Annotated in this window: 18 protein-coding genes; 16 read left to right on the forward strand and 2 right to left on the reverse strand. The window is 71.2% G+C overall.

The window, feature by feature from the left end:
* Positions 1 to 156 precede the first annotated feature (156 nt).
* The 12 genes from OG788_RS31085 (at position 157) to OG788_RS31140 (ending at position 14592) form a co-directional block, all read left to right on the forward strand.
* A complete protein-coding gene (locus OG788_RS31085; RefSeq protein ID WP_351541769.1) occupies positions 157 to 2400 on the forward strand; it encodes a bifunctional diguanylate cyclase/phosphodiesterase in 2244 nt (747 codons plus the stop codon).
* A 512-nt stretch (positions 2401 to 2912) separates the two neighbouring features.
* Entirely contained in the window at positions 2913 to 3209 is a 297-nt protein-coding gene (gene gatC / locus OG788_RS31090; RefSeq protein ID WP_261705575.1) for an Asp-tRNA(Asn)/Glu-tRNA(Gln) amidotransferase subunit GatC, read from the forward strand.
* A 5-nt stretch (positions 3210 to 3214) separates the two neighbouring features.
* Complete coding sequence (gene gatA / locus OG788_RS31095; RefSeq protein ID WP_351541768.1) at positions 3215 to 4720, forward strand: Asp-tRNA(Asn)/Glu-tRNA(Gln) amidotransferase subunit GatA; 1506 nt, start codon at positions 3215 to 3217, stop codon at positions 4718 to 4720.
* 8 nt (positions 4721 to 4728) lie between these two features.
* A complete protein-coding gene (locus OG788_RS31100) occupies positions 4729 to 4959 on the forward strand; it encodes a hypothetical protein (RefSeq protein ID WP_401337522.1) in 231 nt (76 codons plus the stop codon).
* Positions 4960 to 4975: 16 nt separating this feature from the next.
* On the forward strand, positions 4976 to 6490 hold the full coding sequence (gene gatB, locus OG788_RS31105) for an Asp-tRNA(Asn)/Glu-tRNA(Gln) amidotransferase subunit GatB (protein ID WP_406374602.1): 1515 nt from the start codon (positions 4976 to 4978) through the stop codon (positions 6488 to 6490).
* Positions 6491 to 6589: 99 nt separating this feature from the next.
* Positions 6590 to 6991 (forward strand): hypothetical protein, encoded by a 402-nt coding sequence (locus tag OG788_RS31110; RefSeq protein WP_406374603.1) that lies wholly within the window; start codon positions 6590 to 6592, stop codon positions 6989 to 6991.
* Between the two features lie 183 nt (positions 6992 to 7174).
* Positions 7175 to 9433: an MMPL family transporter gene (locus OG788_RS31115; protein ID WP_406374604.1), complete on the forward strand. Its 2259-nt coding sequence runs from the start codon at positions 7175 to 7177 to the stop codon at positions 9431 to 9433.
* A gap of 4 nt (positions 9434 to 9437) precedes the next feature.
* Positions 9438 to 10013: a GNAT family protein gene (locus OG788_RS31120; RefSeq protein ID WP_351541764.1), complete on the forward strand. Its 576-nt coding sequence runs from the start codon at positions 9438 to 9440 to the stop codon at positions 10011 to 10013.
* Between the two features lie 35 nt (positions 10014 to 10048).
* Positions 10049 to 10648: a hypothetical protein gene (locus OG788_RS31125; protein ID WP_406374605.1), complete on the forward strand. Its 600-nt coding sequence runs from the start codon at positions 10049 to 10051 to the stop codon at positions 10646 to 10648.
* Between the two features lie 174 nt (positions 10649 to 10822).
* Entirely contained in the window at positions 10823 to 11020 is a 198-nt protein-coding gene (locus OG788_RS31130) for a hypothetical protein (RefSeq protein ID WP_351541762.1), read from the forward strand.
* Positions 11021 to 11184: 164 nt separating this feature from the next.
* On the forward strand, positions 11185 to 14238 hold the full coding sequence (locus tag OG788_RS31135; protein ID WP_406374606.1) for an AAA family ATPase: 3054 nt from the start codon (positions 11185 to 11187) through the stop codon (positions 14236 to 14238).
* 48 nt (positions 14239 to 14286) lie between these two features.
* Positions 14287 to 14592, forward strand: a complete 306-nt coding sequence (locus OG788_RS31140; RefSeq protein ID WP_406376893.1) for a DUF6191 domain-containing protein — start codon at positions 14287 to 14289, stop codon at positions 14590 to 14592.
* Positions 14593 to 14687: 95 nt separating this feature from the next.
* Here the strand turns inward: OG788_RS31140 and OG788_RS31145 are convergent, their stop codons facing one another.
* A complete protein-coding gene (locus tag OG788_RS31145) occupies positions 14688 to 15860 on the reverse strand; it encodes a PQQ-dependent sugar dehydrogenase (protein ID WP_406374607.1) in 1173 nt (390 codons plus the stop codon).
* Positions 15861 to 15977: 117 nt separating this feature from the next.
* The gene (locus OG788_RS31150) at positions 15978 to 16985 is read right to left on the reverse strand and encodes an aldo/keto reductase (protein WP_266763059.1); all 1008 of its coding nucleotides are present in this window, start codon (positions 16983 to 16985) and stop codon (positions 15978 to 15980) included.
* Positions 16986 to 17061: 76 nt separating this feature from the next.
* On the opposite strand from OG788_RS31150, the gene OG788_RS31155 reads away from it, so the two are divergent.
* The 4 genes from OG788_RS31155 (at position 17062) to ilvN (ending at position 24130) form a co-directional block, all read left to right on the forward strand.
* Complete coding sequence (locus OG788_RS31155; RefSeq protein ID WP_351541758.1) at positions 17062 to 18003, forward strand: 2-hydroxyacid dehydrogenase; 942 nt, start codon at positions 17062 to 17064, stop codon at positions 18001 to 18003.
* Between the two features lie 390 nt (positions 18004 to 18393).
* Complete coding sequence (locus tag OG788_RS31160) at positions 18394 to 21498, forward strand: EAL domain-containing protein (RefSeq protein WP_406374608.1); 3105 nt, start codon at positions 18394 to 18396, stop codon at positions 21496 to 21498.
* A gap of 227 nt (positions 21499 to 21725) precedes the next feature.
* A complete protein-coding gene (locus OG788_RS31165; RefSeq protein WP_406374609.1) occupies positions 21726 to 23582 on the forward strand; it encodes an acetolactate synthase large subunit in 1857 nt (618 codons plus the stop codon).
* A gap of 20 nt (positions 23583 to 23602) precedes the next feature.
* Entirely contained in the window at positions 23603 to 24130 is a 528-nt protein-coding gene (ilvN, locus tag OG788_RS31170; protein ID WP_261705560.1) for an acetolactate synthase small subunit, read from the forward strand.
* Positions 24131 to 24210: the final 80 nt, after the last annotated feature.

A 24210-nucleotide genomic window follows, 5' to 3' on the forward strand; every position in this document is an offset into this window, starting at 1 on the left:
ACTGTTGAGGTGTGCGCCTGCCGTGCCCGGCTGCGGTCGGCGCATCCCCTGCTCCGCACGAGCCAGGGGAACGGTTTTTCGACGCGGCACCGTTTGCAGTTGTCGCCGGCAACGGACCGCGTGGCGTGGGCACCGCCGGCAGTGAGAGGGACGGGAATGGAACCGACCGAGAGCGCCGCCCCCGAACCACGGCCGCGCCTGCGCCGGATGACCGGCGCGTGGCTGGCAGGCCTGCGGACGGGGCGGCCTTCGGAGCGCCCCGCCCCGAGCGGGCTCGGTGCCGCACCGCTCTCCGCTCCCACCCTCGCCGGCGTCGGCCGGCTCACGGCCGAGCGAGGCACCGGACTGCCCGGCAGCCAGGACTCCGAACGCCACATGTCCTGGCCCGCACTGCCGTCGGCGGTCGTGGTCACCGCCGCGTTCGTCCTGGGCGCCGGTTTCTACCGGGCGTTCAGCGGCCACCACGCCCTCTTCCCGTGCGGCGCCGTCGGCTGGTCGCTGGCGCTGCTGACCGGCATCATCGTCGGCCACCTGGTCGCCCTCGGCCGCGCCCGCTGGTGGGGCGGCACAGGCTCCGGCGCGGCACTCACCCTCGCGGTCCTGCTGCTCTACGGCTGGGTCCCCGCCGGCATGGTCAGCCTGACTGTCGTCGTCCTGGTCGGCATGGCCCGCCGCAACCGCTGGCGGCAGGGCGTACTGCACGGCGCGGTCGACATCCTCGGCATCGGCGCCGGAGCCCTGGTCCTCGCGTCGTTCGGGCGGTTCCCGAGCGTCGAGACGCCCTGGGACCCCGAGACCTGGACCTTCTACGCCGCCCCTCAAGTGGTCCTGGTCGCGGGCGCCTATCTCGCCGTCACCCGCGCCCTGCTCTGGTACCTGCACGCGCCGCGCGGCGGCGGCCTGCCCACCGTCGCCCGTACGGCCCTGGTCAGACAAGGGCTCGTCGCCGTGGCGCTGCTCGGCATCGCGCCGCTGGTCTGCGTCGTCGCGATGGCCCAGCCGATGCTGCTGCCCCTGTTCTCGATCCCGCTGATCGCCCTCGACTCCACCCTGTGGATAGCCCGCGCACGGGCCGAGGAGCAACTGCGCGACCCACTGACCGGGCTGCCCAACCGTCAGTGGCTGCTGGAGCGCACCTGGACGGCCCTGGACGACGCCGAGCGCATCGGCGCACGCTCCGCCCTGATGCTGATCGACCTGGACCGCTTCCGTTCGGTGAACGACACACTGGGGCATCTCGCCGGTGACCGCCTGCTCCTCCAGATAGCCGACAGGCTGCGGCTCGCACTGCCGCGCGGGGCGGAGGCCGCGCGGCTCGGCGGGGACGAGTTCGCCGTCTTACTGCCGGTCGCGGACTCCACCACGTCGGCCACGCGGGTCGCCCGCAATCTGGTCGCCGCCCTCGGCTCGCCGCTCGACCTCGACGGACTCACCCTCGTCCTGGAGGCCAGCGCCGGGCTTGCCGTCTTCCCCGACCACGCGCTCGACGCGGAGGGGCTGCTGCGTCGGGCGGACGTCGCGATGTACCAGGCGAAGCGGGACCGCACGGGCGTGGAGGTGTACGAGTCCAAGCGGGACTCCAACACCCCCGACCGGCTCGGCCTGCTGGGCGACCTGCGCCGGGCCCTGGACGCCGGCGACGTCGAACTGCACTACCAGCCCAAGGTCCGCTTCGACGGACAGGTGGCCGGACTCGAGGCACTGGTCCGCTGGGTGCACCCCGAGCGCGGCAAGGTACCGCCGGACGAGTTCATCGCCATCGCCGAGTCGTCCGGGCTGATGCCGCACCTCACCGAGTACGTCCTGGAGACGGCCCTCGCGCAGGTCGCGCGCTGGCGGGCCCAGGGCCTCTTCGTGCCGGTCGCGGTGAACGTGTCGCCGCGCGACGTGCACACACCGGGGTTCGCCGGATCCGTCGCCGCGCGTCTGGCCCGTCACGGAGTCCCCGCGGGAGCGCTCCAACTGGAGATAACGGAGCACGTGCTCCTGGAGGACCCCCAGCGCGCCGCCGACACCCTGGCAGCTCTCACCGGGCACGGCGTGAAGATGTCGCTGGACGACTTCGGCACCGGCTACTCCTCCCTGGTCCATCTGCGCAGGCTCCCGGTCAGCGAGCTGAAGATCGACCGTTCGTTCGTCGCACGGCTCGCCGTGGACACCGAGGACGCCGAGATCGTGCGCTGCACCGTCGACCTCGCGCATTCGCTGGGTCTTCTCGTCGTGGCGGAGGGCGTCGAGGACGACGAGACGTGGGAGCGGCTGCGTGACCTGGGCTGCGACGCGGTCCAGGGGTGGCTGGTCGCCGCGGCGATGCCTCCGGAGGAGGCCACGGCGTGGCTGCTGGCCCGCGGGTCCCGCGGCTGGCAGCGCCCGCGAGCCGCCCTTCCCGCCGCCGAGTAGCTCTGGTCCGGCCCGCGGCCGGATGCCTCCCTCCCACCCACCCACCCACCCACGCACCACCCGTGACGGTCTTCCGACAGGACCGGCCCACTCTGGTGCCTTCCCGCCGCAGGCGTCGTGCGGTGGGGAGGCGTCGTGCGGTGCGGAGGGGGCAGGCCGCAGACGCGGCCTCCCGCGCCCCTCCGGCGCGGCGGACGCCGACGGCGAGAGGCCCCGGGGGAGAGCTCACCTGTCCGGAGACAGTCACGGGTGGTGCGCGGGGGAGACAGGCGGCCGGAGGCCGGGGAGTCGGTCGGCCGATCGCCGCCGACGGTGGGACGGCCGAACGGGAGGGCTCGGCTTGCCGGGAGACGGTGAACGGGTGGTGCCTGGGTGGGAGGCGTCCGGCCGGAGGCCGGGGAGCCGGTTTGCCCGGGGCTGTGGGTGTCCACCGGCAAACCCGGGCGCGGGCATCGGCCCGAGCCCCATAGGATTGGGCCAAACCACACACACTCACCCCAGAGGATCGCTGCATGCCTGGCATCACGCGCGAGGAGGTCGCCCACCTCGCACGGCTGGCGCGTCTGGAGCTGAAGGGCGAAGAGCTCGATCACTTCGCCGGCCAGCTCGACGACATCATCGGCGCGGTCGCCCGCGTCAGCGAGGTCGCCGACCAAGACGTACCGCCGACCTCTCATCCGCTGCCGCTGACGAACGTCATGCGCGTGGACGAGGTCCGTCCGTCGCTCACCCCCGAGCAGGCGCTCTCCGGCGCCCCGGCCCAGGAGCAGCGGCGTTTCAAGGTGCCGCAGATCCTGGGGGAGGACTAATCACCATGACGGACACCAACGTCAACATCATCAAGCTCACCGCGGCCGAGATCGCCGAGAAGATCGCGGCGGGCGAGCTGACCGCCGTCGAGGTCACCGAGGCCCACCTCGCCCGGATCGAGGCCGTCGACGAGAAGGTGCACGCCTTCCTGCACGTCGACCGTGAGGGCGCCCTCGCCCAGGCGCGCGCCGTGGACGCCAAGCGGGAGGCCGGCGAGAAGCTCGGCCCGCTCGCCGGTGTGCCCCTCGCGCTCAAGGACATCTTCACCACCGAGGGCATCCCGACCACGGTCGGTTCCAAGATCCTCGAAGGCTGGATCCCGCCGTACGACGCGACCCTCACCAAGCGGCTGAAGGCCGCCGACGTCGTCATCCTCGGCAAGACCAACATGGACGAGTTCGCCATGGGGTCCTCCACCGAGAACAGCGCGTACGGTCCGACCGGCAACCCGTGGGACCTCACCCGCATCCCCGGCGGCTCGGGCGGCGGCTCCTCCGCGGCTCTCGCCTCCTACCAGGCGCCCCTCGCGATCGGCACCGACACCGGCGGCTCCATCCGCCAGCCGGCGGCCGTCACCGGCACGGTCGGCGTCAAGCCGACGTACGGCGCGGTCTCCCGCTTCGGCATGGTGGCGTTCTCCAGCTCCCTCGACCAGGGCGGCCCCTGCGCCCGTACGGTCCTCGACGCCGCCCTGCTGCACGAGGTCATCGCCGGGCACGACCCGCTCGACTCGACCTCCATCGACGCGCCGGTCCCGCCGGTCGTCGAGGCAGCCCGCAACGGCAGCGTCACGGGCATGCGGGTCGGTGTCGTCAAGCAGTTCCGCGGCGAGGGCTACCAGGCCGGTGTCGTGCAGCGCTTCGACGAGGCCGTCGCCGTGCTCAAGGAGCTCGGCGCCGAGATCGTCGAGCTGGACTGCCCGTCCTTCGACCTGGCGCTCTCCGCGTACTACCTGATCGCCCCGTCCGAGTGCTCGAGCAACCTCGCCCGCTTCGACGGCCTGCGCTACGGCCTCCGTACGGGTGACGACGGCACGCACTCCGCCGAGGAGGTCACCGCCCTCACCCGTGAGGCCGGCTTCGGCCCCGAGGTCAAGCGCCGCATCATGCTCGGCACGTACGCGCTCAGCTCCGGCTACTACGACGCGTACTACGGCAGCGCCCAGAAGGTCCGTACGCTCATCACGCGTGACTTCGAGAAGGCGTTCGAGCAGGTCGACGTGATCGTCTCCCCGACCACGCCCACCACCGCCTTCCCGATCGGCGAGCGCGCCGACGACCCGATGGCGATGTACCTCGCGGACCTGTGCACCATCCCGACCAACCTGGCCGGCAACTCCGCCATGTCGCTGCCCTGCGGTCTCGCGCCGGAGGACAACCTCCCGGTCGGTCTGCAGATCATCGCCCCGGCCCTGAAGGACGACCGTCTGTACAAGGTCGGCGCCGCCGTCGAGGCCGCCTTCGTGGAAAAGTGGGGGCACCCGCTGCTTGAGGAGGCTCCGTCGCTGTGAGCAAGGCAATGTCCAAGGCCAAGGGTTTCAAGAAGTCCAAGTCCGGCACGTATCTGTCCATCGCGGGCACGGCATTCGGTGCGTTCGGTGTCGCGAAGCAGGTCAAGAAGGCCCGCAACGAACACGACACGCTGCGCCTCATCGACGCGGCCGTGTCCGCCGCCGCCATCGTCACCGGCCTCGCCATCCTCTACCGGGAGCTCAAGCGCCTGGGCGACGACGACGTCCTGCTGGGCTGAGAGGGAAGTTTTCACCGTGACCACCACGATCGACCTGGTGTCGTACGAGGACGCACTCGCTTCCTACGACCCCGTCATGGGCCTCGAGGTCCATGTCGAACTCGGCACCAAGACGAAGATGTTCTGCGGCTGTTCGACCGAGCTGGGCGCCGAGCCCAACTCGCAGACCTGCCCGACCTGCCTCGGCATGCCCGGCGCCCTCCCGGTCGTCAACGCGACCGGTGTCGAGTCCGCCATCAAGATCGGCCTCGCGCTGCACTGCGAGATCGCCGAATGGTGCCGCTTCGCCCGGAAGAACTACTTCTATCCGGACATGCCGAAGAACTTCCAGACCTCCCAGTACGACGAGCCGATCGCCTTCAACGGCTATCTGGACGTCCAGCTGGAGGACGGCGAGGTCTTCCGCGTGGAGATCGAGCGCGCCCACATGGAGGAGGACACCGGTAAGTCGCTGCACGTCGGCGGTGCCACCGGCCGTATCCACGGCGCCTCGCACTCGCTGCTCGACTACAACCGGGCGGGCATCCCCCTCATCGAGATCGTCACCAAGCCGATCGAGGGCGCGGGCGAGCGTGCTCCCGAGGTCGCCAAGGCGTACGTCGCCGAGCTGCGCGAGCTCATCAAGGCGCTCGGTGTCTCCGAAGCCCGTATGGAGCAGGGTCAGATGCGCTGCGACGTGAACCTGTCGCTGCGCCCGCACGGCCGTGAGAAGTTCGGCACGCGCTCCGAGACGAAGAACGTCAACTCCCTGCGTTCCGTCGAGCGTGCCGCCCGCTTCGAGATCCAGCGCCACGCCGCGGTGCTGAACTCCGGCGGCACGATCATCCAGGAGACCCGCCACTTCCACGAGGACACCGGGTCCACGACCTCGGGCCGCGTGAAGGAGGAGGCCGAGGACTACCGGTACTTCCCGGAGCCCGACCTCGTCCCCGTCGCCCCGTCCCGTGAGTGGGTAGAGGAGCTGCGCGCCGGACTGCCCGAGCAGCCGCTGGCCCGCCGCAACCGGCTGCGTGAGGAGTGGGGCGTGAACGCCCACGACATGCAGTCGATCCTCAACGCCGGTGCCATCGACTCGATCGTCGCCACGATCGAGGCCGGTGCCGACTCCGCCTCCGCCCGCAAGTGGTGGATGGGCGAGCTGGCGCGCAGCGCCAACGAGTCGGGCAAGGCCCTGGAGGACCTGCCGATCACCCCGGCGCAGGTCGCCCGGGTGGCCGAGCTGGTCACCGCGGGCGATCTGAACGACAAGCTCGCCCGTCAGGTCATCGAAGGCGTCCTCGCCGGCGAGGGCACCCCGGACGAGGTCGTCGACAAGCGCGGCCTGAAGGTCGTCTCGGACGAGGGTGCGCTGACCGCCGCCGTCGACGAGGCCATCGCCGGGAACCCGGGCGTCGCCGACAAGATCCGCGGCGGCAAGGTCCAGGCCGTCGGCGCGCTCGTCGGCGCGGTCATGAAGGCCACCCGCGGCCAGGCCGACGCGGCTCGCGTCAAGGAGCTCATCCTGGAGAAGCTGGGCGTCGGCGAAGGCTGAGGTCCGGGTTTTCCCACATCCCAGGGGGTGCATCGCAACCGATGCACCCCCTGGGGTCTGTGTCGGCGCTCTCAGGCGCACGCGCTACGCTCCCGCGCCATGAGTGGAACCACTGACTCCGAGACGCGCGATCACCAGGACCGGCACCAGGACCATGACCAGGGCGTGGACCGGGACCAGGACGAGGACCCGGGCGAGGGTCAGGTCCAGAGCGAGGACGGCGACGAGGGCCACGACGAGGACGAGGGACTGGATCAAGAGGTCCGGCGGGCCCGCTGGACGGCGGTCGGGTCGGGAGCGCTGCTGACCGTCGCGGGGCTCGCGGCGTCGGCGCTGCGCTCCACCGGTTCCGGGACCGCCCTCATACCCGTCTCCTATGCCTTCGGGGCCGCCGTGTGCGCCGTCGCGTCGGTCCTGGGGGCCCGGGGCCGCACCCGGCGCGCCCTGTGGCTGATGATCGCGGGCGTGATGGTCATGGCTGTGGGTGACCAGTTCGACTGAGCGATGACGGGCGGGGCGACAGAGTCCAAGGGAATGTCCTGTGAGGTGAGTCGCAGTCCTGTGAGTAAGCCCACGAATGCGACAAATGATCACTTCCTGCTGTAAGAGTGATGACGCATTAGTCATGCGTTCTTTGCGGGCAGTTCCCGATAAAGATCCACAAATCCCCCAGGGAGCTCGTCCGTGGCAGCCCTCGCACGTTGGTGTGTCCAGCACCGCCTCGTCGCCGTTCTGCTCTGGCTCGCGGCCTTCGGCGGTGTGAGCGCCGCCGCCGTCGTGACGGGCTCCGCCTACTCGAACGACTACGAGGCCCCGGGCACCGAATCGGGCCGCGCCACCCAGCTCCTGGCGGACGGTTTCCCCGGCCTCGGCGGCGACAGCGACACCGTTGTCTGGCACACCAGCCCCGGCACGGTGCGCTCCGCGGACGTCGAGCAGTCGATGACCCGCGCCCTGGACAAGATCGAGAAGCTCCCCGGAGTGGCCTCCGTCGACAGCCCGTACCAGCGCCACGGGACGGAGGGGATCAGCGCGGACGGCCGGACGGCGTACGCGACCGTCACCTTCGCCGACCGGGCCGAGAACCTCGACAAGGGCGAGGTCCAGGCCGTCGTCGACACGGCGAAGGCCGCCGAGGCCAAGGGGCTCGACGTGGAGCTGGGCGGCACCGCCGTCTCCCTCACCAAATCGTCCGGCGGCCACGTCGCCGAGATCGTCGGTGTGGCCGTCGCCGCCGTGGTCCTCTTCCTTGCGTTCGGCTCCCTCGCCGCCTCCATGCTGCCCATCGCCACCGCCCTGATCGGCGTGGGCACGGCGTACGCCGGAATCGTGCTCCTCGGCCACGCCATGACCGTCGCCGACTTCGCCCCCATGCTCGGCATGCTGGTCGGGCTCGGCGTCGGCATCGACTACGCGCTGTTCATCGTGACCCGGCACCGTCGCGGCCTCAAACGCGGGCTGCCGGTGGCCGAGGCGGCGCAGAACGCCGTCGCCACCACCGGACGGGCGGTGGTCTTCGCCGGCGCCACCGTCTGCATCGCCCTGCTCGGCATGCTCATCCTGCGGCTCGGCTTCCTCAACGGCGTCGCGATCGCGGCCTCCCTGACCGTCGTCCTCACCGTCGCGGCCTCCGTGACCCTGCTGCCCGCGCTGCTCTCCTTCATCGGTCCCCGCGCTCTGAGCCGCCGGGAGCGGCGGCGACTGGAGGAGCACGGACCCGCGCCGGAAGTGGCCACCGGGTTCGCCGCCCGCTGGTCCGCCTTCGTGGAACGCCACCCCAAGCTGCTCGGTGCCGTGGCCGTCGTCGTGATGGCGCTGCTCGCCCTGCCCACGTTCTCGCTCCACCTCGGCACCTCCGACCAGGGCAACGACCCGAAGGCGGCGACCACACGGCAGGCCTACGACCTCATCGGGGAGGGCTTCGGACCCGGCGTGAACGGGCCCCTGACCCTCGTCACCAAGGTCGGCGGCGCCGAGGACCGGCTCGCCCTGGACAACCTGGACGCCACGCTCCGGGCCACCGAGGGCGTCGCCTCGGCGGCCCCGGTGACGTACAACTCCGCCGGTGACACCGCCTTCCTCACCGTCGTCCCGGCCTCCGCGCCGCAGTCCCAGAAGACCAGCGACCTCGTCGACCGGCTGCGCACCGACGTCCTGCCGCGCGCCGAGTCGGGCACGGCCATCGATGTGCAGGTCGGCGGGGTGACGGCGAGCTACGACGACTTCGCGGACGTCATCGTCGGCAAGCTCCCGCTCTTCGTCGGCGTCGTGATCAGCCTCGGCTGCGTCCTGCTGCTGCTCGCGTTCCGTTCGATCGGCATCCCCCTCAAGGCCGCGGTGATGAACATCGCCGCCGTGGCCGCCGCCTTCGGAGTCGTCGTCGCGATCTTCCAGTGGGGCTGGGGGAGCGAACTGCTCGGCCTCGGCCGCGCGGGCCCGATCGAGCCCTTCCTGCCCGTGATCATGGTGTCCGTGCTCTTCGGGCTCTCGATGGACTACCAGGTGTTCCTGGTCAGCCGGATGTACGAGGAGTGGCTGGAGACCGGTGACAACCGGCGAGCCGTGCGGGTCGGTCTCGCCGAGACCAGCCGGGTGATCAACTCTGCCGCGGTCATCATGATCTCGGTCTTCCTCGCCTTCGTGCTCAGCGGCGACCGGGTCATCGCGATGTTCGGCATCGCCCTCGCCGCCGCCGTCGCCCTCGACGCCTTCATCCTGCGGACGCTGCTGGTCCCCGCCCTCATGCACCTGCTCGGCGGCGCCAACTGGTGGCTGCCCGGCTGGCTCGACCGGCGGCTGCCGCGCATCAGCATCGAACCGCCCGAGTGCCGTGCCGCGCATGAGAGGCTGGCCGAGGCGACGGACGCCGAGGCGGCGGACGTCCTGGACGGCGCGGACGCGGCGAACGCCGAGGTGGCGGACGTACTGGCGAAGGAGCGGTAGAGGGATGTACGCGATATCTCTGGGTGACGACGGAGCGGAACTGCGGCCGCTGGAGCCGTGGCACGCCGAGGAGTTCCTCGCGCACCTGGACCGGGGGCGCGAGTTCATCGGACAGTTCATCCCCTTCGGGTCCCAGTCCACGGACGTGCCGTCCGCGCGGGCACACCTCCAGAGGTACGCCGACATGCGCGCCGCCGACACCGGGTCCCTGCACGGACTGTGGCTGGACGGGAAGCTCGTCGGCGGGGTGCTCTTCCTGAACTTCGACGCGGAGGACGCCAACTGCGAGGTCGGCTGCTGGCTGGAACCCGCCGCCTCCGGGCGCGGTCTGGTCACGCGCGCGATGCGGGTGCTCATCGACTGGGCCGTCGAGCACCGCGGAATCCACCGCGTGGAGTGGGTCGCCGCGGCGGGGAACGTCCCGAGCCTGAACGTGGCCCGGCGGCTCGGCATGAGCCAGGACGGCGTGCTCCGGGAGAAGCACCCCTATCGCGGGGTCCGGCACGACCTCGAAGTGTGGTCCGTACTCGCGCCCGAGTGGCGTGCGGCACGCGAGCGTGCCGCTCACAAGGACCATTAAGGAACCTCTCAGAGAGCGTCCGTACGGTGCGGGTCATGGGAACCAAGACAGTTGACGAGGCCGGAGCCGAGACCGGCTCCGAGGCGAAGCGCGACGAGCAGACGGTGGACATCACCAAGACCGGGACGTCCGCGGACGACGGCACCGAGACCGAGGCCTACGCCACGGAGCCGGACGACGAGCAGGACGAGGACGACGAGGCCCCCGCGGACGGCGACGACACCGCCGAGGCCGGTCAGGCCGCCGGTGTCGGCCAGGGTGCCGCCGCCGTGGTGTCCGCCGGACTCGGTGTGGTGTCGCTGACCGGCAGCTGGGTCGCCACCGTCGCCGCCGCGCGCGAGACCCTGGTCGGCCAGCTCCAGACCTCGTCGAACGCGAGCGTCGCCACGCAGGTCAAGGAGGTCTACGGCGATGCCTGGGCGACCACCGCGCTGATCGGCGGCCTCTTCGCGCTGGCCGCGCTGATCGTCGGCGTCGTCGTCCTCGTCCGGCCCGCGTTCGGTGTCCCCGGCAAGCCGCAGGCCGCCTGGATCAAGTCGGTCGCCTGGGCGGGCGTCTCGCTCGGCGTCGTGGGTCTGGTCCTCGCCGTCGCCAAGTACTCCGACCTCATCCTCGGACTGCCCTCCACCAGCTGAATCCCGACGACTCTGAGGGGCCTTAGGGCCGGCGTAAGTACCTTGCCGCCGCCCTAAGGCCCTTCGCGTGCGCAAGATGCGGAACTCTCCCGATGTGGCGCACCCCCCTTGGAGACGAAGGTTGAGGCATCGCACCGAGCGAGGCCGAAACCGACTCTTCACGAGGGGTACGAGATGTTCGAGTACGAGCTTCAGCAGATCCGGTCCGCGGAACTCATCCGTGAGGCCCAGAACTACCGGCTCGTCAAGGAGGCCCTGCGCGGCCGCCGAGCGGCCCGGCGCACGGACTCCCGCCGGTCGGCGCACGACGACACGGAGGGGCAGGCCCATAGCCACCGCCCCCGCCGGCACCGGTTCGCCCGCGTCGCGTGAGCGCCGGGGCACCTGTGGACGGCCGCACGGCAGTCGGCCGTCCACAGGCTGTGCGGGAAGGCGGCCGTCCGGGGGGCGGCCGCCTCCTTCCCGTCGGCCGGCCGGCCGACGGGGCACTGATCGCCCTCCCGATAACCGGTGCCGCACTGTCGGACCCCTGTGCCATGCTCGGGCCCGTGGAGACCAGGTCCGTCAGCCCGGTGTTCGTCGGACGCGCCGACGAACTCGGAGTGCTGAGCGGCGCGCTCTCCCGTGCCGCCGAGGGAGAACCACAGGCGTTGCTGCTCGGTGGCGAGGCCGGAGTCGGGAAGACCCGTCTCCTGGAGGAGTTCGCCACCGCCGCCGCCCGCGAGGGCGCCGTCGTCGCCTGCGGCGGCTGCGTCGAGATCGGCGCCGACGGCCTCCCCTTCGCACCGTTCTCCACCGCCCTGCGCGCCCTGCGCCGCACCCTCCCCGACGAGCTCGCCGCCGCGGCCGCCGGACAGGAGGAGGAACTCGCCCGCCTGCTGCCGGAGCTCGCGGAGACGACCCGGGGACGGCAGTACGAGGAAGAGGGCATGGCCCGCCTCTTCGAGCTCACCGCCCGCCTCCTCGAACGGATCGCGGCGGACCGCACGGTCGTGGTCGTCCTCGAAGACCTGCACTGGGCCGACGCCTCCACCCGTCATCTGCTCGCCTACCTCTTCCGTACGCTCCGCACCGGCCGTCTCGTGGTGATCGCCACCTATCGCGCCGACGACATCCACCGCCGCCACCCGCTGCGCCCGCTGCTCGCCGAACTCGACCGCCTCCGCACGGTCCGACGCATCGACCTGGGCCGTTTCAGCCGGGCCGAGGTCGGCCGTCAGATCGCCGGAATCCTCGCCCGCGAGCCCGACCCCGCCCAGGTCGACGAGATCTTCGCCCGCTCCGACGGCAACGCGTTCTTCGTCGAGGAACTCGCCGTCGCCGCCCACGAAGGCAGTCGTACGGGGCTCACGGACTCCCTGCGCGACCTGCTCCTCGTCCGCGTCGAAGGGCTGCCGGAGAGCGCCCAGCGGGTCGCCCGGATCGTCGCCGAGGGCGGCTGCACCGTCGAGTACCCCCTGCTCGCCGCCGTGGCACGGCTCGCCGAGGACGACCTCATCGAGGCACTGCGGGCCTGCGTCGGCGCCAACATCCTGCTCGCCTCGCCCGGCGGCGACGGCTACCGCTTCCGCCACTCCCTGGTCCGCGAGGCGGTCAGTGACGACCTGCTGCCCGGTGAGCGCTCCCGCTTCAACCGCCGCTACGCCGAGGCCCTGGAAGCCGACCCGGCACTCGTAGCGGCCGACGAGCGCGTGACCCGCCTGGCCAGCTACTGGTACCACGCCCACGACGCCGCCAAGGCCCTGCCCGCGGTCCTCGACGCCTCCGTCGAAGCCCGCCGCCGGCACGCCCACTCCGAGCAACTGCGGCTTCTGGAGCGGGCGATGGAGCTCTGGGAGGTGGCCCCCGACGCCGTACGGGCCGAACTGCGCCCCATCGACTACGTGGAGGCCTATCCTCCGGTCGGCTGCGACCCCGAGACCGCGCCCCTGCACTACCTCGACCTGATGGCCGAGGCCGCCGTCGCCGGCCGGCTCTGCGGGGAGCGTGAGCGCGCCCTGAAGACGACCAAGCGGGCGCTGCATCTCCTGGAGGACGAGGGCGACCCGCTGCGTGCCGCGTGGTTCTGGATCCAGCGCTCCCGGCTCGTCCAGGCCCAGGTCCGCGGCGACGGCTGGAAGGAACTCGCCACCGCACAGGACCTGGTGCGCGGTCTGCCGCCCTCCGAGGTGCACGCCGAGGTCCTGTCCATGGTCGCCGCCTGGTGCATGCTCCACGAACCGGGCCACGGCGCCCTCTCCGCGGCCGAGCGCGCCGTGGAGTACGCGCACATGGTGGGCGCCCGGGACACGGAGCTGAACGCCCGGCTCACCCTCGGCGGCCTGATGGTCGACGCGGGGGACGTCGAGGCGGGGCTCGCGGAGATGTACCAGGTCAGGGAACAGGCGAACCGGAAGGGCGCCGCCTACGTCGTGGGCCGTCTGCACATCAACCTGCCCTCCCATCTGGAGTCGGTCGGCCGCTCCCGCGAGGCCGTCGCGATCCTGCGCGACGGCGTCGAACTCGCCTGCAGGAACGGCCTTCTGGACACCCAGGCCTGGGTCTGGGGCAACCTCTCCGAATCGCTGTTCGCGCTCGGCCAGTGGGACGACGCCGTCGAAGCCGCGCGCAACGCGCTGGGCATCGGACTCAGCGGCAAGTCCTCCGGCGTGGGCGCGGCCCGCCTCGCGCCCGTCGCCCTCGCCCGCGGCGACCTCATCGAGACGGGACGTCAACTGGCCGCCGCACGGGGCCACTTCGGCACCCACGATCCGATGCCCCAGCATTCCCTGCCGCTGCTGGGCACCACCATCGGCCTCGCCGCCGGCGAGGGCCGCCTCCTCGACGCCCGCAGCGCCCTGGAGCAGGCCCTGGACGCGGGCTTCCCGCCCGGCACCCAGCGCTACGCCTGGCCGCTGCTCCTGGCCGCCGCCACCGCGGAGGCCGACGCCCGCGGTCTCCCCGTCGCCGGACCCGGCCGCGCCCGGGCCCTGGAGCGCATCCGCACGGCCGCGAAGACCCTGGCCACGGGAGCGCCCATCTGGGTCGCCCACGCCGACTGGGTCCGCGCCGAACTCCAGCGGGCCGAGGGCGTGAGCACCCCGGACCAGTGGTTCGAGGTGGTCAGCGACCTCGAACCACTGGAGCGCCCCTACGACCTCGCCCGGGTCCGCCTCCGCCTCGCCGAGGCCCTGCTCCTCACCGGGGCGGACGACGACGAGCGCGTCCGCGCCACGGAACTCCTCCGGCTGGCCCGCGCCGCCGCCGACCACCTCGGCGCCCGCCCGCTCGCCGACGCCGTCGCCCTGCTCGCCCAGCGCGCACGCCTCACGCTGGAGCACGCCCCCGAACGGTCCGGTGCCGCATCCGCCGACCCCGCGGTCGCACTCGGCCTCACCAGCCGTGAGCGCGACGTCCTGCGCCTCGTCGCGGCCGGCCGCAGCAACCGCCAGATCGCCGAGGAGCTCTTCATCTCCCCGAAGACGGCCAGCGTCCATGTCTCGAACATTCTGGCCAAGCTGGACGTCTCAGGACGGGGGGAGGCGGCGGCCCTGGCCCACAGGCTGCGGCTCTTCCCGCCCGAGACACCCGCTGCCCGGGCGGCGGGCTGAGGTCTACGCTGCGAGGATCCCGGGAAGAGGGGAGGCGTCGTGTTCAACATGTTCGAGGAGCTCTTCGCGCCAGGCCGCAAGCACACGAACGACGAACGCAAGCGGCTGGAACTGTCCCGCGTGGACGTGAACGACGGAGACCCTGGCCGCGGCCCGATAGACCTCGCCTCGGGCAAGGTGGTCGTACGGGTACCGGGCCAGGAGCACCGGCCTGCTCATCAGCCGGAGCCCGAACCGGATTCCCACCTCGACCCTGAGCCCGAACCGGATTCCGGCGTCGATCCCGATCCCGAGCCCCAGCCCGATCCCGAGCTGGAGCCGAATCCCCGCGTCGATCCCGAGCCCGAAACCTAGCCCGCATCGGATACCCAGCCGGAGCCGGGATCGGACCCTGGGCCGACGCAGGCCCCGGAGCCCCGAAGGCCCCGTAGCGCTCTGTCCCCTCTCCTCTACTTCACCTGCACTTCCAGAAGCAGGTCGTCGCCCTTCGTGGGGCTGCCGCGGCCGTCGGTCTCGCTCGTGGTCAGCCAGAGTCTGTCGCCGCCCGCGGAGACGACCGTGCGGAGGCGGCCGTACTTGCCCTTCAGGAAGGCCTCGGGGTCCGCGGACGTCTTGGTGCCGTTCAACGGGATGCGCCACAGCCGCTCGCCCTTGAGCCCTGCCATCCACAGGGACCCCTCGGCGTACGCGATCCCGCTCGGAGAGGCGTCGTCGGTGTGCCACTGGGCGACCGGGTCGTGGTACTTGGCGTTGTCGCCGATGCCTTCCACCACCGGCCAGCCGTAGTTGTCGCCCGGCTTGATCTGGTTCAGCTCGTCCCAGGTGTCCTGGCCGAACTCGGAGGCCCACAGCCGCTGTTTGTCGTCCCAGGCGAGGCCCTGGACATTGCGATGCCCGTACGAGTACACGACCGAGTCGTCGAACGGATTGCCGGGCGCGGGCTCGCCCTCCGGCGTCATCCGCAGGATCTTGCCGCCCAGCGCCTTCTTGTCCTGCGCCTGACCCCGGTCACCCGTCTCGCCCGCTCCCGCGTACAGCATCTTGTCCGGGCCGAACGCGATCCGGCCGCCGTTGTGGATCATTCCCTTGGGGATGCCCCGGAATATCGTGTCCGGTGCGCCCAGCTGCTCGCCGGACGGCTTCCGCTCGTCGTACAGCATGCGGACGATGCGGTTGTCGGAGGCCGTGGTCAGATAGGCGTAGATCATGTGGTCGGAGGCGTAGCCGGGGGAGAGCGCGATGCCCAGGAGGCCGCCCTCGCCGGCGGCTGCCACCCCGGGGACCTCGCCCAGTACGGTCTTCTTGCCGGTCTTCTCGTCGATCCGGGTGATCGTCCCCTTGTCGCGCGAGGAGACCAGCAGTCCGCCCTCGGGCAGCGGTGCGAGGCCCCAGGGGGAGTCCAGATCCTCGGTGACGGTGCGCAGGACCTTCACCGAGCCCTTCGCGGGCGGTGTCTCCTCGGGGGAGGCGCTCCGGGAGGACGACGACTGCGGCGGCGTACTCCCGAGGCCCGGGAACGCGCCCGAGCCGTCCGAGCCCCCTTCGTCGCCGGAGGAACAGCCTGCCGTCATCAGAAGCGCTGCCGTCGCCAACACGGCTGTCACTGCTCGAACCTGCACCATCAGTGTCCCTTCGACGCGGCGGTCCTACAGTTCATACACCGCTCGCGTTCCACGGGTTCCCGATCACGGACGGGCAATCCGCACCGGGATCCGGAAGCGGCGGCACGGAACAGCCGCTCAGTCCCAGGATCCCAGCGCCCCCGGCAGCCCCGCCACCTCCGCGAGGTCCTCCGCCGTCAGCCGCAGGCCGGCCGCCCCCGCGTTCTCGGTGACCCAGCGCTCCCGCTTGGCCCCCGGCACCGGAACCACGTGCGGCCCCTGCGCCAGGACCCACGCGAGCGCCACCTGCGCGGGCGTGACGGGACGGCCGCCGCCCCCGTGACGCCGGGCGATGCGCCGCAGACCCACGACGACGGGCTGGTTCGCGGCCATCATCTCGGCGGTGAAACGGGGATGGCGGGCCCGCACGTCGTCGGGCTCGAAGCCCTCGCCGGGGGTCAGCGTGCCGGTCAGGAAGCCGTTGCCGAGCGGCATCGCGGCGAGGAACCCGACGCCGCGCGCCGCACACCACGGCAGCAGCGCGTCCAGCGCCTCCGTCGACCACACCGACAGCTCGGCCTGCACGGCGCTCACCGGGAAGACCTGCTGCACCCGCTCCAGCTGCCGGATCGTTCCGTCGTGCAGCCGCGCCCCCGAGCGGCGGGCGGACCGGGCGCCCACCGCGCACAGCCCGAGCGAGCGCACCTTCCCGGCCGAGACGAGTTCGGCCATCGCGCCCCAGGTCTCCTCGACCGGTACCTCCGGGTCCGCGCGGTGCAGCTGATAGAGATCGATCACGTCCGTCTGGAGCCGGCGCAGCGAAGCGTCGCACGCGCGCTTCACATAGCCGGGGCGGCCGTTGGCCACAATGTGCTGGTCGCCCACCAGCAGGCCGACCTTGGTCGACACGAAGGCCTCGGAGCGCCGCTCCTTGAGCACCCGCCCAAGGAGCAGTTCATTGGTGAAGGGGCCGTACATGTCGGCCGTGTCGAGCAGCGTCGAGCCCCGGTCGAGCGCCGCGTGCACCGCTCGCAGCGACTCCTCGCCGCGCTGCCGCGACCCGGTGTAGGCCCAGCTCATCGGCATGCATCCGAGCCCGACCGCCCCGACATCGAGTGCCGCGGCCCCGATCGTTCTGCGCTCCACCTGGCCGTAATCCTCCTCGTGCTGGCACCCCAACCTAACCTCTGCGCGCATGGGCACCTGGCATAGCCTCCTGACCATGACTTCCGATGTGTGGCTTCCCTTTCACGCCGACGAGATCGACGGACTCCCCGAAGGCCTCAACTACCGCTTCTGGGACGGCGACCAGGAGTTTCCCGCGGATCCGGCCGACTGCGCGTTCTACGTCGTGCCGTACATGAAGCCGCCCGCCGTCTCGCAGCGTCCGATGTCCGAAATGACGTCGGTCCGGGTCGTGCAGACGCTCTCCGCCGGCGTCGACCACGTCCTGCCGAGTGTCAAGTCCCTTCGTCCCGGCGTGGTGTTGTGCAACGCACGCGGGGTGCACGAGGCGAGCACGGGAGAGCTCACCCTCGCCCTGGTCCTCGCCTCGCTGCGCGGGATCCCCGACTTCGTGCGGGGCCAGGACAAGGAGGAGTGGCGCTCGGGGTTCCGTCCCTCGCTGGCCGACAAGTCCGTCCTCATCGTGGGCTACGGGTCGATCGGGTCCGCCATCGAGGACCGGCTCGCGCCGTTCGAGCTCGCGCGGGTGGAGCGCGTCGCGCGCTCCGCTCGCGCCACGGAGCGCGGTCCCGTGCGCCCCCTCACGGAACTGCCTTCCCTGCTCCCCGAATTCGACATCGTCGTGCTGTCCACGCCGCTCACGGAGAGCACCCGTGGCCTGGTGAACGCCGACTTCCTGTCCCGGATGAAGGACGGTGCGCTCCTCGTGAACGTGGCCCGCGGCCCCGTCGTCGACACCAAGGCGCTCCTCGCCGAGCTGGAGAGCGGGCGCATCACCGCGGCCCTCGACGTCACCGACCCTGAACCGCTGCCCCAGGGACACCCGTTGTGGCACGCGCCCGGCGTGCTCATCAGCCCCCATGTCGGCGGCCCCACCTCGGCGTTCTGGCCGCGCGCCAAGCGGCTGCTGGCGGACCAGCTGACTCTCTTCGTGAACCGCGAGCCGCTGCGGAACGTGGTCCTTACCACCGGCACTTGAGCAACGCCCCGTTCGCTCTCCGTCCGCTTCGGGCACCCTCCGCAGTTCCCCGAATGCGGGCGGTACCGGCATAGTCCCTGGTCGTCACGGAGCGTAGAGGAACTATGTCCCTGAGTGACGAGACTGGTGTATCGTCCCGACAGGGGCTGCGCCGCGCACCGTTCGGCGCCGGGGACGGACATTGAGACTGCGAGGGGGGCGACGGGCGATGCACGGCCTATGGACCAACGATCCGACGCGGCGGGGCCGCCGCCGACGGCCCTGGCGCGCGACCACGCACAGACGCGGCCACGGCGGCCATCACCACCGCAGGCACGGAGGCCGCCGGAGGCATGCGCACCCGGCGCACCGGGATCAGCGGGACCCCGGGGTACGGACCGGGTGGGCCCGGTGAGCTCCCCAGGGGCGCTGCTGACCCGTCGGCCGGTCTTCGACGGCGGGACGGGCCTGTTCTCGCAACTCGTGCTGGCCCTGGTGTGCGCGGGATACGCCGTCGGTTCCGCGCTCGGCTGGGGCTCCGTGAGTCTCGCGTTGGTCATGGGCGACTTCGGTCTGAGCGTCGCGGCGGGCACCGCGGCGGTGTCCTGCTTCCTCTACGCCCGTCATCGCCGCAGCCGCTTTCGACCCGCGTGGCTGCTCTTCGCGCTCTCCTCGGTGATGGCCTCGCTCGGGAATCTGGTCTGGGGGTGGTACGAGGTCGTCCTCGACCGCCCTGTCCCCAGCCCGAGTTACGCCGATCTGTTCTTCCTCTGCTTCGCGCCGCCCGCCATCGTGGGACTGCTGGTGCTCGCCAAGAGGCCCGTCACCAAGGCGGGTTGGGTGTGCCTCGCGCTGGACGCCTGGCTGATCGGCGGCTCGCTGCTCACGCTGTCCTGGAGCCTGGCGCTCGCCCAGGCCGCGAAGTTCGACGGGCCGAGCGTCGCGCACACCGCGCTGTCGCTGGCGTACCCGCTGCTGGACATCGCGCTGGTCAGCATGGTGCTCGCGCTGCACTTCCGCCGATCGTCGGTGAACAGGTCGGCGGTGAACACCGCGATCGGGGCGCTCGCCCTGACCGTCATGTGCGACGCCCTGTTCACCTCGCCCCTCCTGCACAACAACTACCGCTCGGGTCAGCTCCTCGACGCGGGCTGGTTCGCCGGCTCGCTGCTTCTCGCGTACGCCCCCTGGGTCGTCACCCGGCACGGGCACTCCGACCCGGACACCGACGAGCAGGGATCGGACGGGCACGCGCGCGTGGTGCACGAGCACATCCCCGGACAGCGCCAGGAGGGCCGGCACGGCCCCCCGGGGAGCCACGCGCCGCACGAACCCCAGGAGCCTCGGGCGTCGCACGGATCACCGGGGGGTCCGCAGGGTCCCGGGTCCCGCGGGCGTCAGGGGGAGCACGGGCCGGAGGAACATCCGTACGAGCGACAGCCGGGCGGGCAGGCACACGGGAACCCCCAGGGTCCGGGGCAGCGCCGATACCCGGCGACGCGTCCCATCAGCGGTTCCCTGGCCGCGCTGACGCCCTATCTGGCCGCCGCCGTCTGCACGTTGGGGATCCTCTACAACATCCTGAACGGGCGCAATGTGGACCGCGTGGTGCTCGTCACCGCCGGCCTCGTCGTGCTCGCCCTCGTGGTGCGCCAGGGCATCATGCTGCTCGACAACATCACCCTCACCCAGGAGCTGGCCCAGAAGGAGAACCACTTCCGCTCCCTGGTGCAGGGCTCCAGCGACGTCATCATGATCGCCGCTCCGAACGGCATCCTGAGGTACGTCAGCCCGGCCGCCGCCGGGGTCTACGGCCGCGACGCCGAGGAACTCGTCGGCTCCGAGCTCGCCTCCCTCATCCACCCCGAGGACCTCGGCTGCGTGGTCCACGAAGTGCGGCGGTTCCTCGCGGCCAGTCACGCCGAGGAGCCCACCACCCGCATCGAGTGCCGTTTCCGGTCCGGGGACGGCGGCTGGCTCAACGTGGAGTCCACCGTCAACCGGCACCACGGCGGCCTCATCTTCAACAGCCGTGACGTGACCGAACGGGTGCGGCTCCAGGCGCAGTTGCAGCACAACGCCGAACACGACCCGCTCACCGACCTGCCCAACCGCGCGCTGTTCACCCGGCGCGTCCAGCAGGCCCTGTCCGGACGCCGCTCCTCCGACCGGGGTACCGCCGTCCTCTTCATCGACCTCGACGGCTTCAAGGCCGTCAACGACACGATCGGGCACCAGGCCGGCGACGAACTGCTCGTCCAGGCCGCCCGCAGACTCCAGGACTCGGTGCGGCACGGCGACACCGCCGCCCGGCTGGGCGGAGACGAGTTCGCGGCCCTCATCGTCGGCGACGGCGGCCGCGACCGTACCGCCCGTGAGCAGCAGATACTGGAACTCGCCGACCGTCTGCGGATCAGGCTCTCCCAGCCGTACTGCATCGACGGCAACGATGTCCGGGTCGCCGCGTCCATCGGAGTCGGCTTCGCCGAACCCGGCCTGGGTGCGGGGGAGTTGCTGCGCAACGCCGACCTCGCCATGTACCGCGCCAAGGCGGCCGGAAAGGGCCGTGTCGAGCTGTACGCACCCCAGATGCAGCAGGACGTGGTCCGCAAGGCGGAACTGGCGACCCGGCTGCGCTCCGCGCTCCAGGACGGCGAGTTCGCCCTGCTGCACCAGCCCGTGGTGTCGCTGGAGAACGGCCGGATCGCCTCGGTCACCGCGCAGGCGCGCTGGCGTTCCTCCCAGGGAGTGCTCTTCACGCCCGCCGAGTTCCTGCGCGTCGCCGAGGACAGCGACAGGACCGCCGAACTGGGCCGCTGGATGCTCGACGAGGCCGTCGAGCAGGCGGCCGAGCGGACCGCCGCGGGCGTCGCGGTGCCGGTCGCGGTCAGGATGACGGCCCGGCGTCTGCTGGACCGGTCGATGCCGCTGGGCTCCGTGGAGTCCCTGCTCACCCGGCACGGGCTCGCCTCGGGCGGTCTGATCGTCGAGCTGTCCGACACCGACCCCCGCGTCTCCCTGGACGAGCTGGAGCGCCGGCTGAACGCGCTCAGGCGCCTGGGTGTGCGGATCGCCCTGGACGGCTTCGGCAGCGGCTACGCGGCGATCACGGCGCTCCGGCGGCTCCCCGTCGACGTACTGCGGCTCGACAGGAGTCTTGTCGAGGGAGTCGTCGAGTCCGCCCGGTTGCACAAGATCACCAGCGGCCTGCTGCGGATCGCCACCGATCTGGGGCTGCAGTCCGTGGCCGACGGGGTGGACCTTCCGGAACAGGTCGTCGCCCTGCGCGCGATGGGCTGCACCCACGGCCAGGGCATGGCGTTCTCCGGACCGCTGGACGAGTACCGACTGCGCAGGGCGCTCTCTTCCGGACATTTTCCGGTGCCCAACGGCCCGGCCGAGCCCGTGTTCGCGGGCGGTGGCGGCGCGGGGGTGTATACGAGTGGTGTGCCCGTTGTTCTGAGGGGTGGAACAGCCCTCCGCTCACATAATGAGACTCCCGTCCCACCCACTTGACAGTCGGTGCGTGCCGGGGGGAGGGTCAATGCCATGCGCACCCGAATTCTCGTACTTGGAAAGCGCGTCGGCTGAAGCTAGGTGGTCACCGGAAAGGTCCGGAACACCCAGCGACCGCACCCGGCGCGCTCCCCTCGCTTGCCTCACGGCACGAGGGGTTTTTTGTTGCACAGGCACCAGTCGTACATCGCACAAAAGTCGCAAAAACCCTCAGCATCGAGAAGAGAATGCCGATGACCGAGCAGGCCACCGGGGCCCACCATCCGCAGCCGCGGCCCCGTTCCGGAGGACACCAGTCCGCCCCCGAGCACGTCACGGGTGCGCAGTCCCTCATCCGCTCGCTCGAGGAGGTCGGGGCCGAGACGGTATTCGGTATCCCCGGCGGTGCGATCCTTCCGGCGTACGACCCGCTGATGGACTCCCGCCGTGTGCGGCACGTGCTCGTGCGGCACGAGCAGGGCGCCGGCCACGCGGCCACCGGATACGCCCAGGCCACCGGCAAGGTCGGCGTCTGCATGGCGACCAGCGGCCCCGGAGCGACCAACCTGGTCACGCCGATCGCCGACGCCCACATGGACTCGGTGCCGCTCGTGGCGATCACCGGACAGGTCGCGTCCAAGGCGATCGGCACGGACGCCTTCCAGGAGGCGGACATCGTCGGCATCACGATGCCGATCACCAAGCACAACTTCCTGGTGACCAAGGCCGAGGACATCCCGCGGACGATCGCGGAGGCCTTCCACATCGCCTCCACCGGCCGCCCGGGCCCGGTCCTCGTCGACATCGCCAAGGACGCCCTCCAGGCGCGGACCACCTTCCAGTGGCCGCCCACCCAGGACCTGCCCGGCTACCGCCCGGTGACCAAGCCGCACGCCAAGCAGATCCGCGAGGCCGCCAAGCTGCTCACCCAGGCGAAGCGACCGGTGCTGTACGTCGGCGGCGGCGTCCTCAAGGCGCACGCCACCGCCGAGCTGAAGGTCCTCGCAGAACTCACCGGAGCGCCCGTCACCACCACGCTGATGGCGCTCGGCGCGTTCCCCGACAGCCACCCGCTGCACGTGGGAATGCCGGGCATGCACGGTTCGGTCACCGCCGTCACCGCGCTGCAGAAGGCCGACCTGATCGTCGCCCTCGGAGCCCGCTTCGACGACCGCGTCACCGGCAAGCTGGACAGCTTCGCCCCGTTCGCCAAGATCGTCCACGCCGACATCGACCCGGCCGAGATCGGCAAGAACCGCGCCGCCGACGTGCCGATCGTCGGAGACGCCCGCGAGGTCATCGCCGACCTGGTCCAGGCGGTGCAGAAGGAGCACGGCGAGGGCAACACCGGCGACTACACCGCCTGGTGGAACGACCTCAACCGCTGGCGCGAGACGTACCCGCTCGGCTACGAGCAGCCCGACAACGGCTCGCTGTCGCCGCAGCAGGTCATCGAGCGCATCGGGCAGCTCGCCCCGGAGGGCACGATCTTCGCGGCGGGCGTCGGCCAGCACCAGATGTGGGCCGCGCACTACATCCAGTACGAGCAGCCCTCGACCTGGCTGAACTCCGGCGGCGCCGGAACCATGGGCTACGCGGTCCCGGCCGCGATGGGCGCCAAGGCCGGACAGCCGGACCGCACGGTCTGGGCGGTCGACGGCGACGGCTGCTTCCAGATGACCAACCAGGAACTCACGACCTGCGCCCTGAACAACATCCCGATCAAGGTCGCCATCATCAACAACGGCGCCCTCGGGATGGTCCGCCAGTGGCAGACCCTCTTCTACAACCAGCGCTACTCCAACACCGTGCTGCACAGCGGTCCGGACGCCGACGGCAAGCAGCCGAGCGCCGGCACCCGCGTCCCCGACTTCGTCAAGCTGTCGGAGGCCATGGGCTGCTACGCCATCCGCTGCGAGTCCCCGGACGACCTCGACAAGGTGATCGAGGAGGCGAACTCGATCAACGACCGTCCGGTCGTGGTCGACTTCATCGTCCACGAAGACGCGATGGTGTGGCCGATGGTCGCCGCCGGCACCTCCAACGACGAGGTCATGTTCGCCCGGGACGTCCGCCCCGACTTCGGCGACAACGAAGACGACTGAGAGAGAGCCGAGTCAGACCCATGAGCAAGCACACCCTCTCCGTCCTCGTCGAGAACAAGCCCGGTGTCCTCGCCCGGATCACCGCCCTGTTCTCCCGGCGCGGCTTCAACATCGACTCCCTCGCCGTCGGTGTCACCGAGCACCCCGAGATCTCCCGCATCACCATCGTGGTGAACGTGATCGAGGAACTCCCGCTCGAACAGGTCACCAAGCAGCTCAACAAGCTCGTCAACGTCTTGAAGATCGTCGAGCTGGAGCCCGGTTCCGCCGTTCAGCGGGAACTCGTTCTGGTGAAGGTGCGCGCCGACAACGAGACGCGCTCCCAGATCGTCGAGATCGTCCAGCTCTTCCGCGCCAAGACCGTCGACGTCTCCCCGGAGGCCGTCACCATCGAGGCCACCGGCGGCGCCGACAAGCTGGAGGCCATGCTCAAGATGCTGGAGCCGTACGGCATCAAGGAGCTCGTCCAGTCCGGCACGATCGCGATCGGGCGCGGGGCGCGTTCGATCACGGACCGGTCGCTGCGCGCACTGGACCGGTCGGCCTAAGTCAGGAAAGCGTCGGTACGCGGGCGGGCGGCGACCACCGTCCGCCCGTATACCGAGACCCGAAAACTTCCCTTCCCCCG

This window comes from Streptomyces sp. NBC_00647 (assembly GCF_045207245.1).
GTDB lineage: Bacteria > Actinomycetota > Actinomycetes > Streptomycetales > Streptomycetaceae > Streptomyces.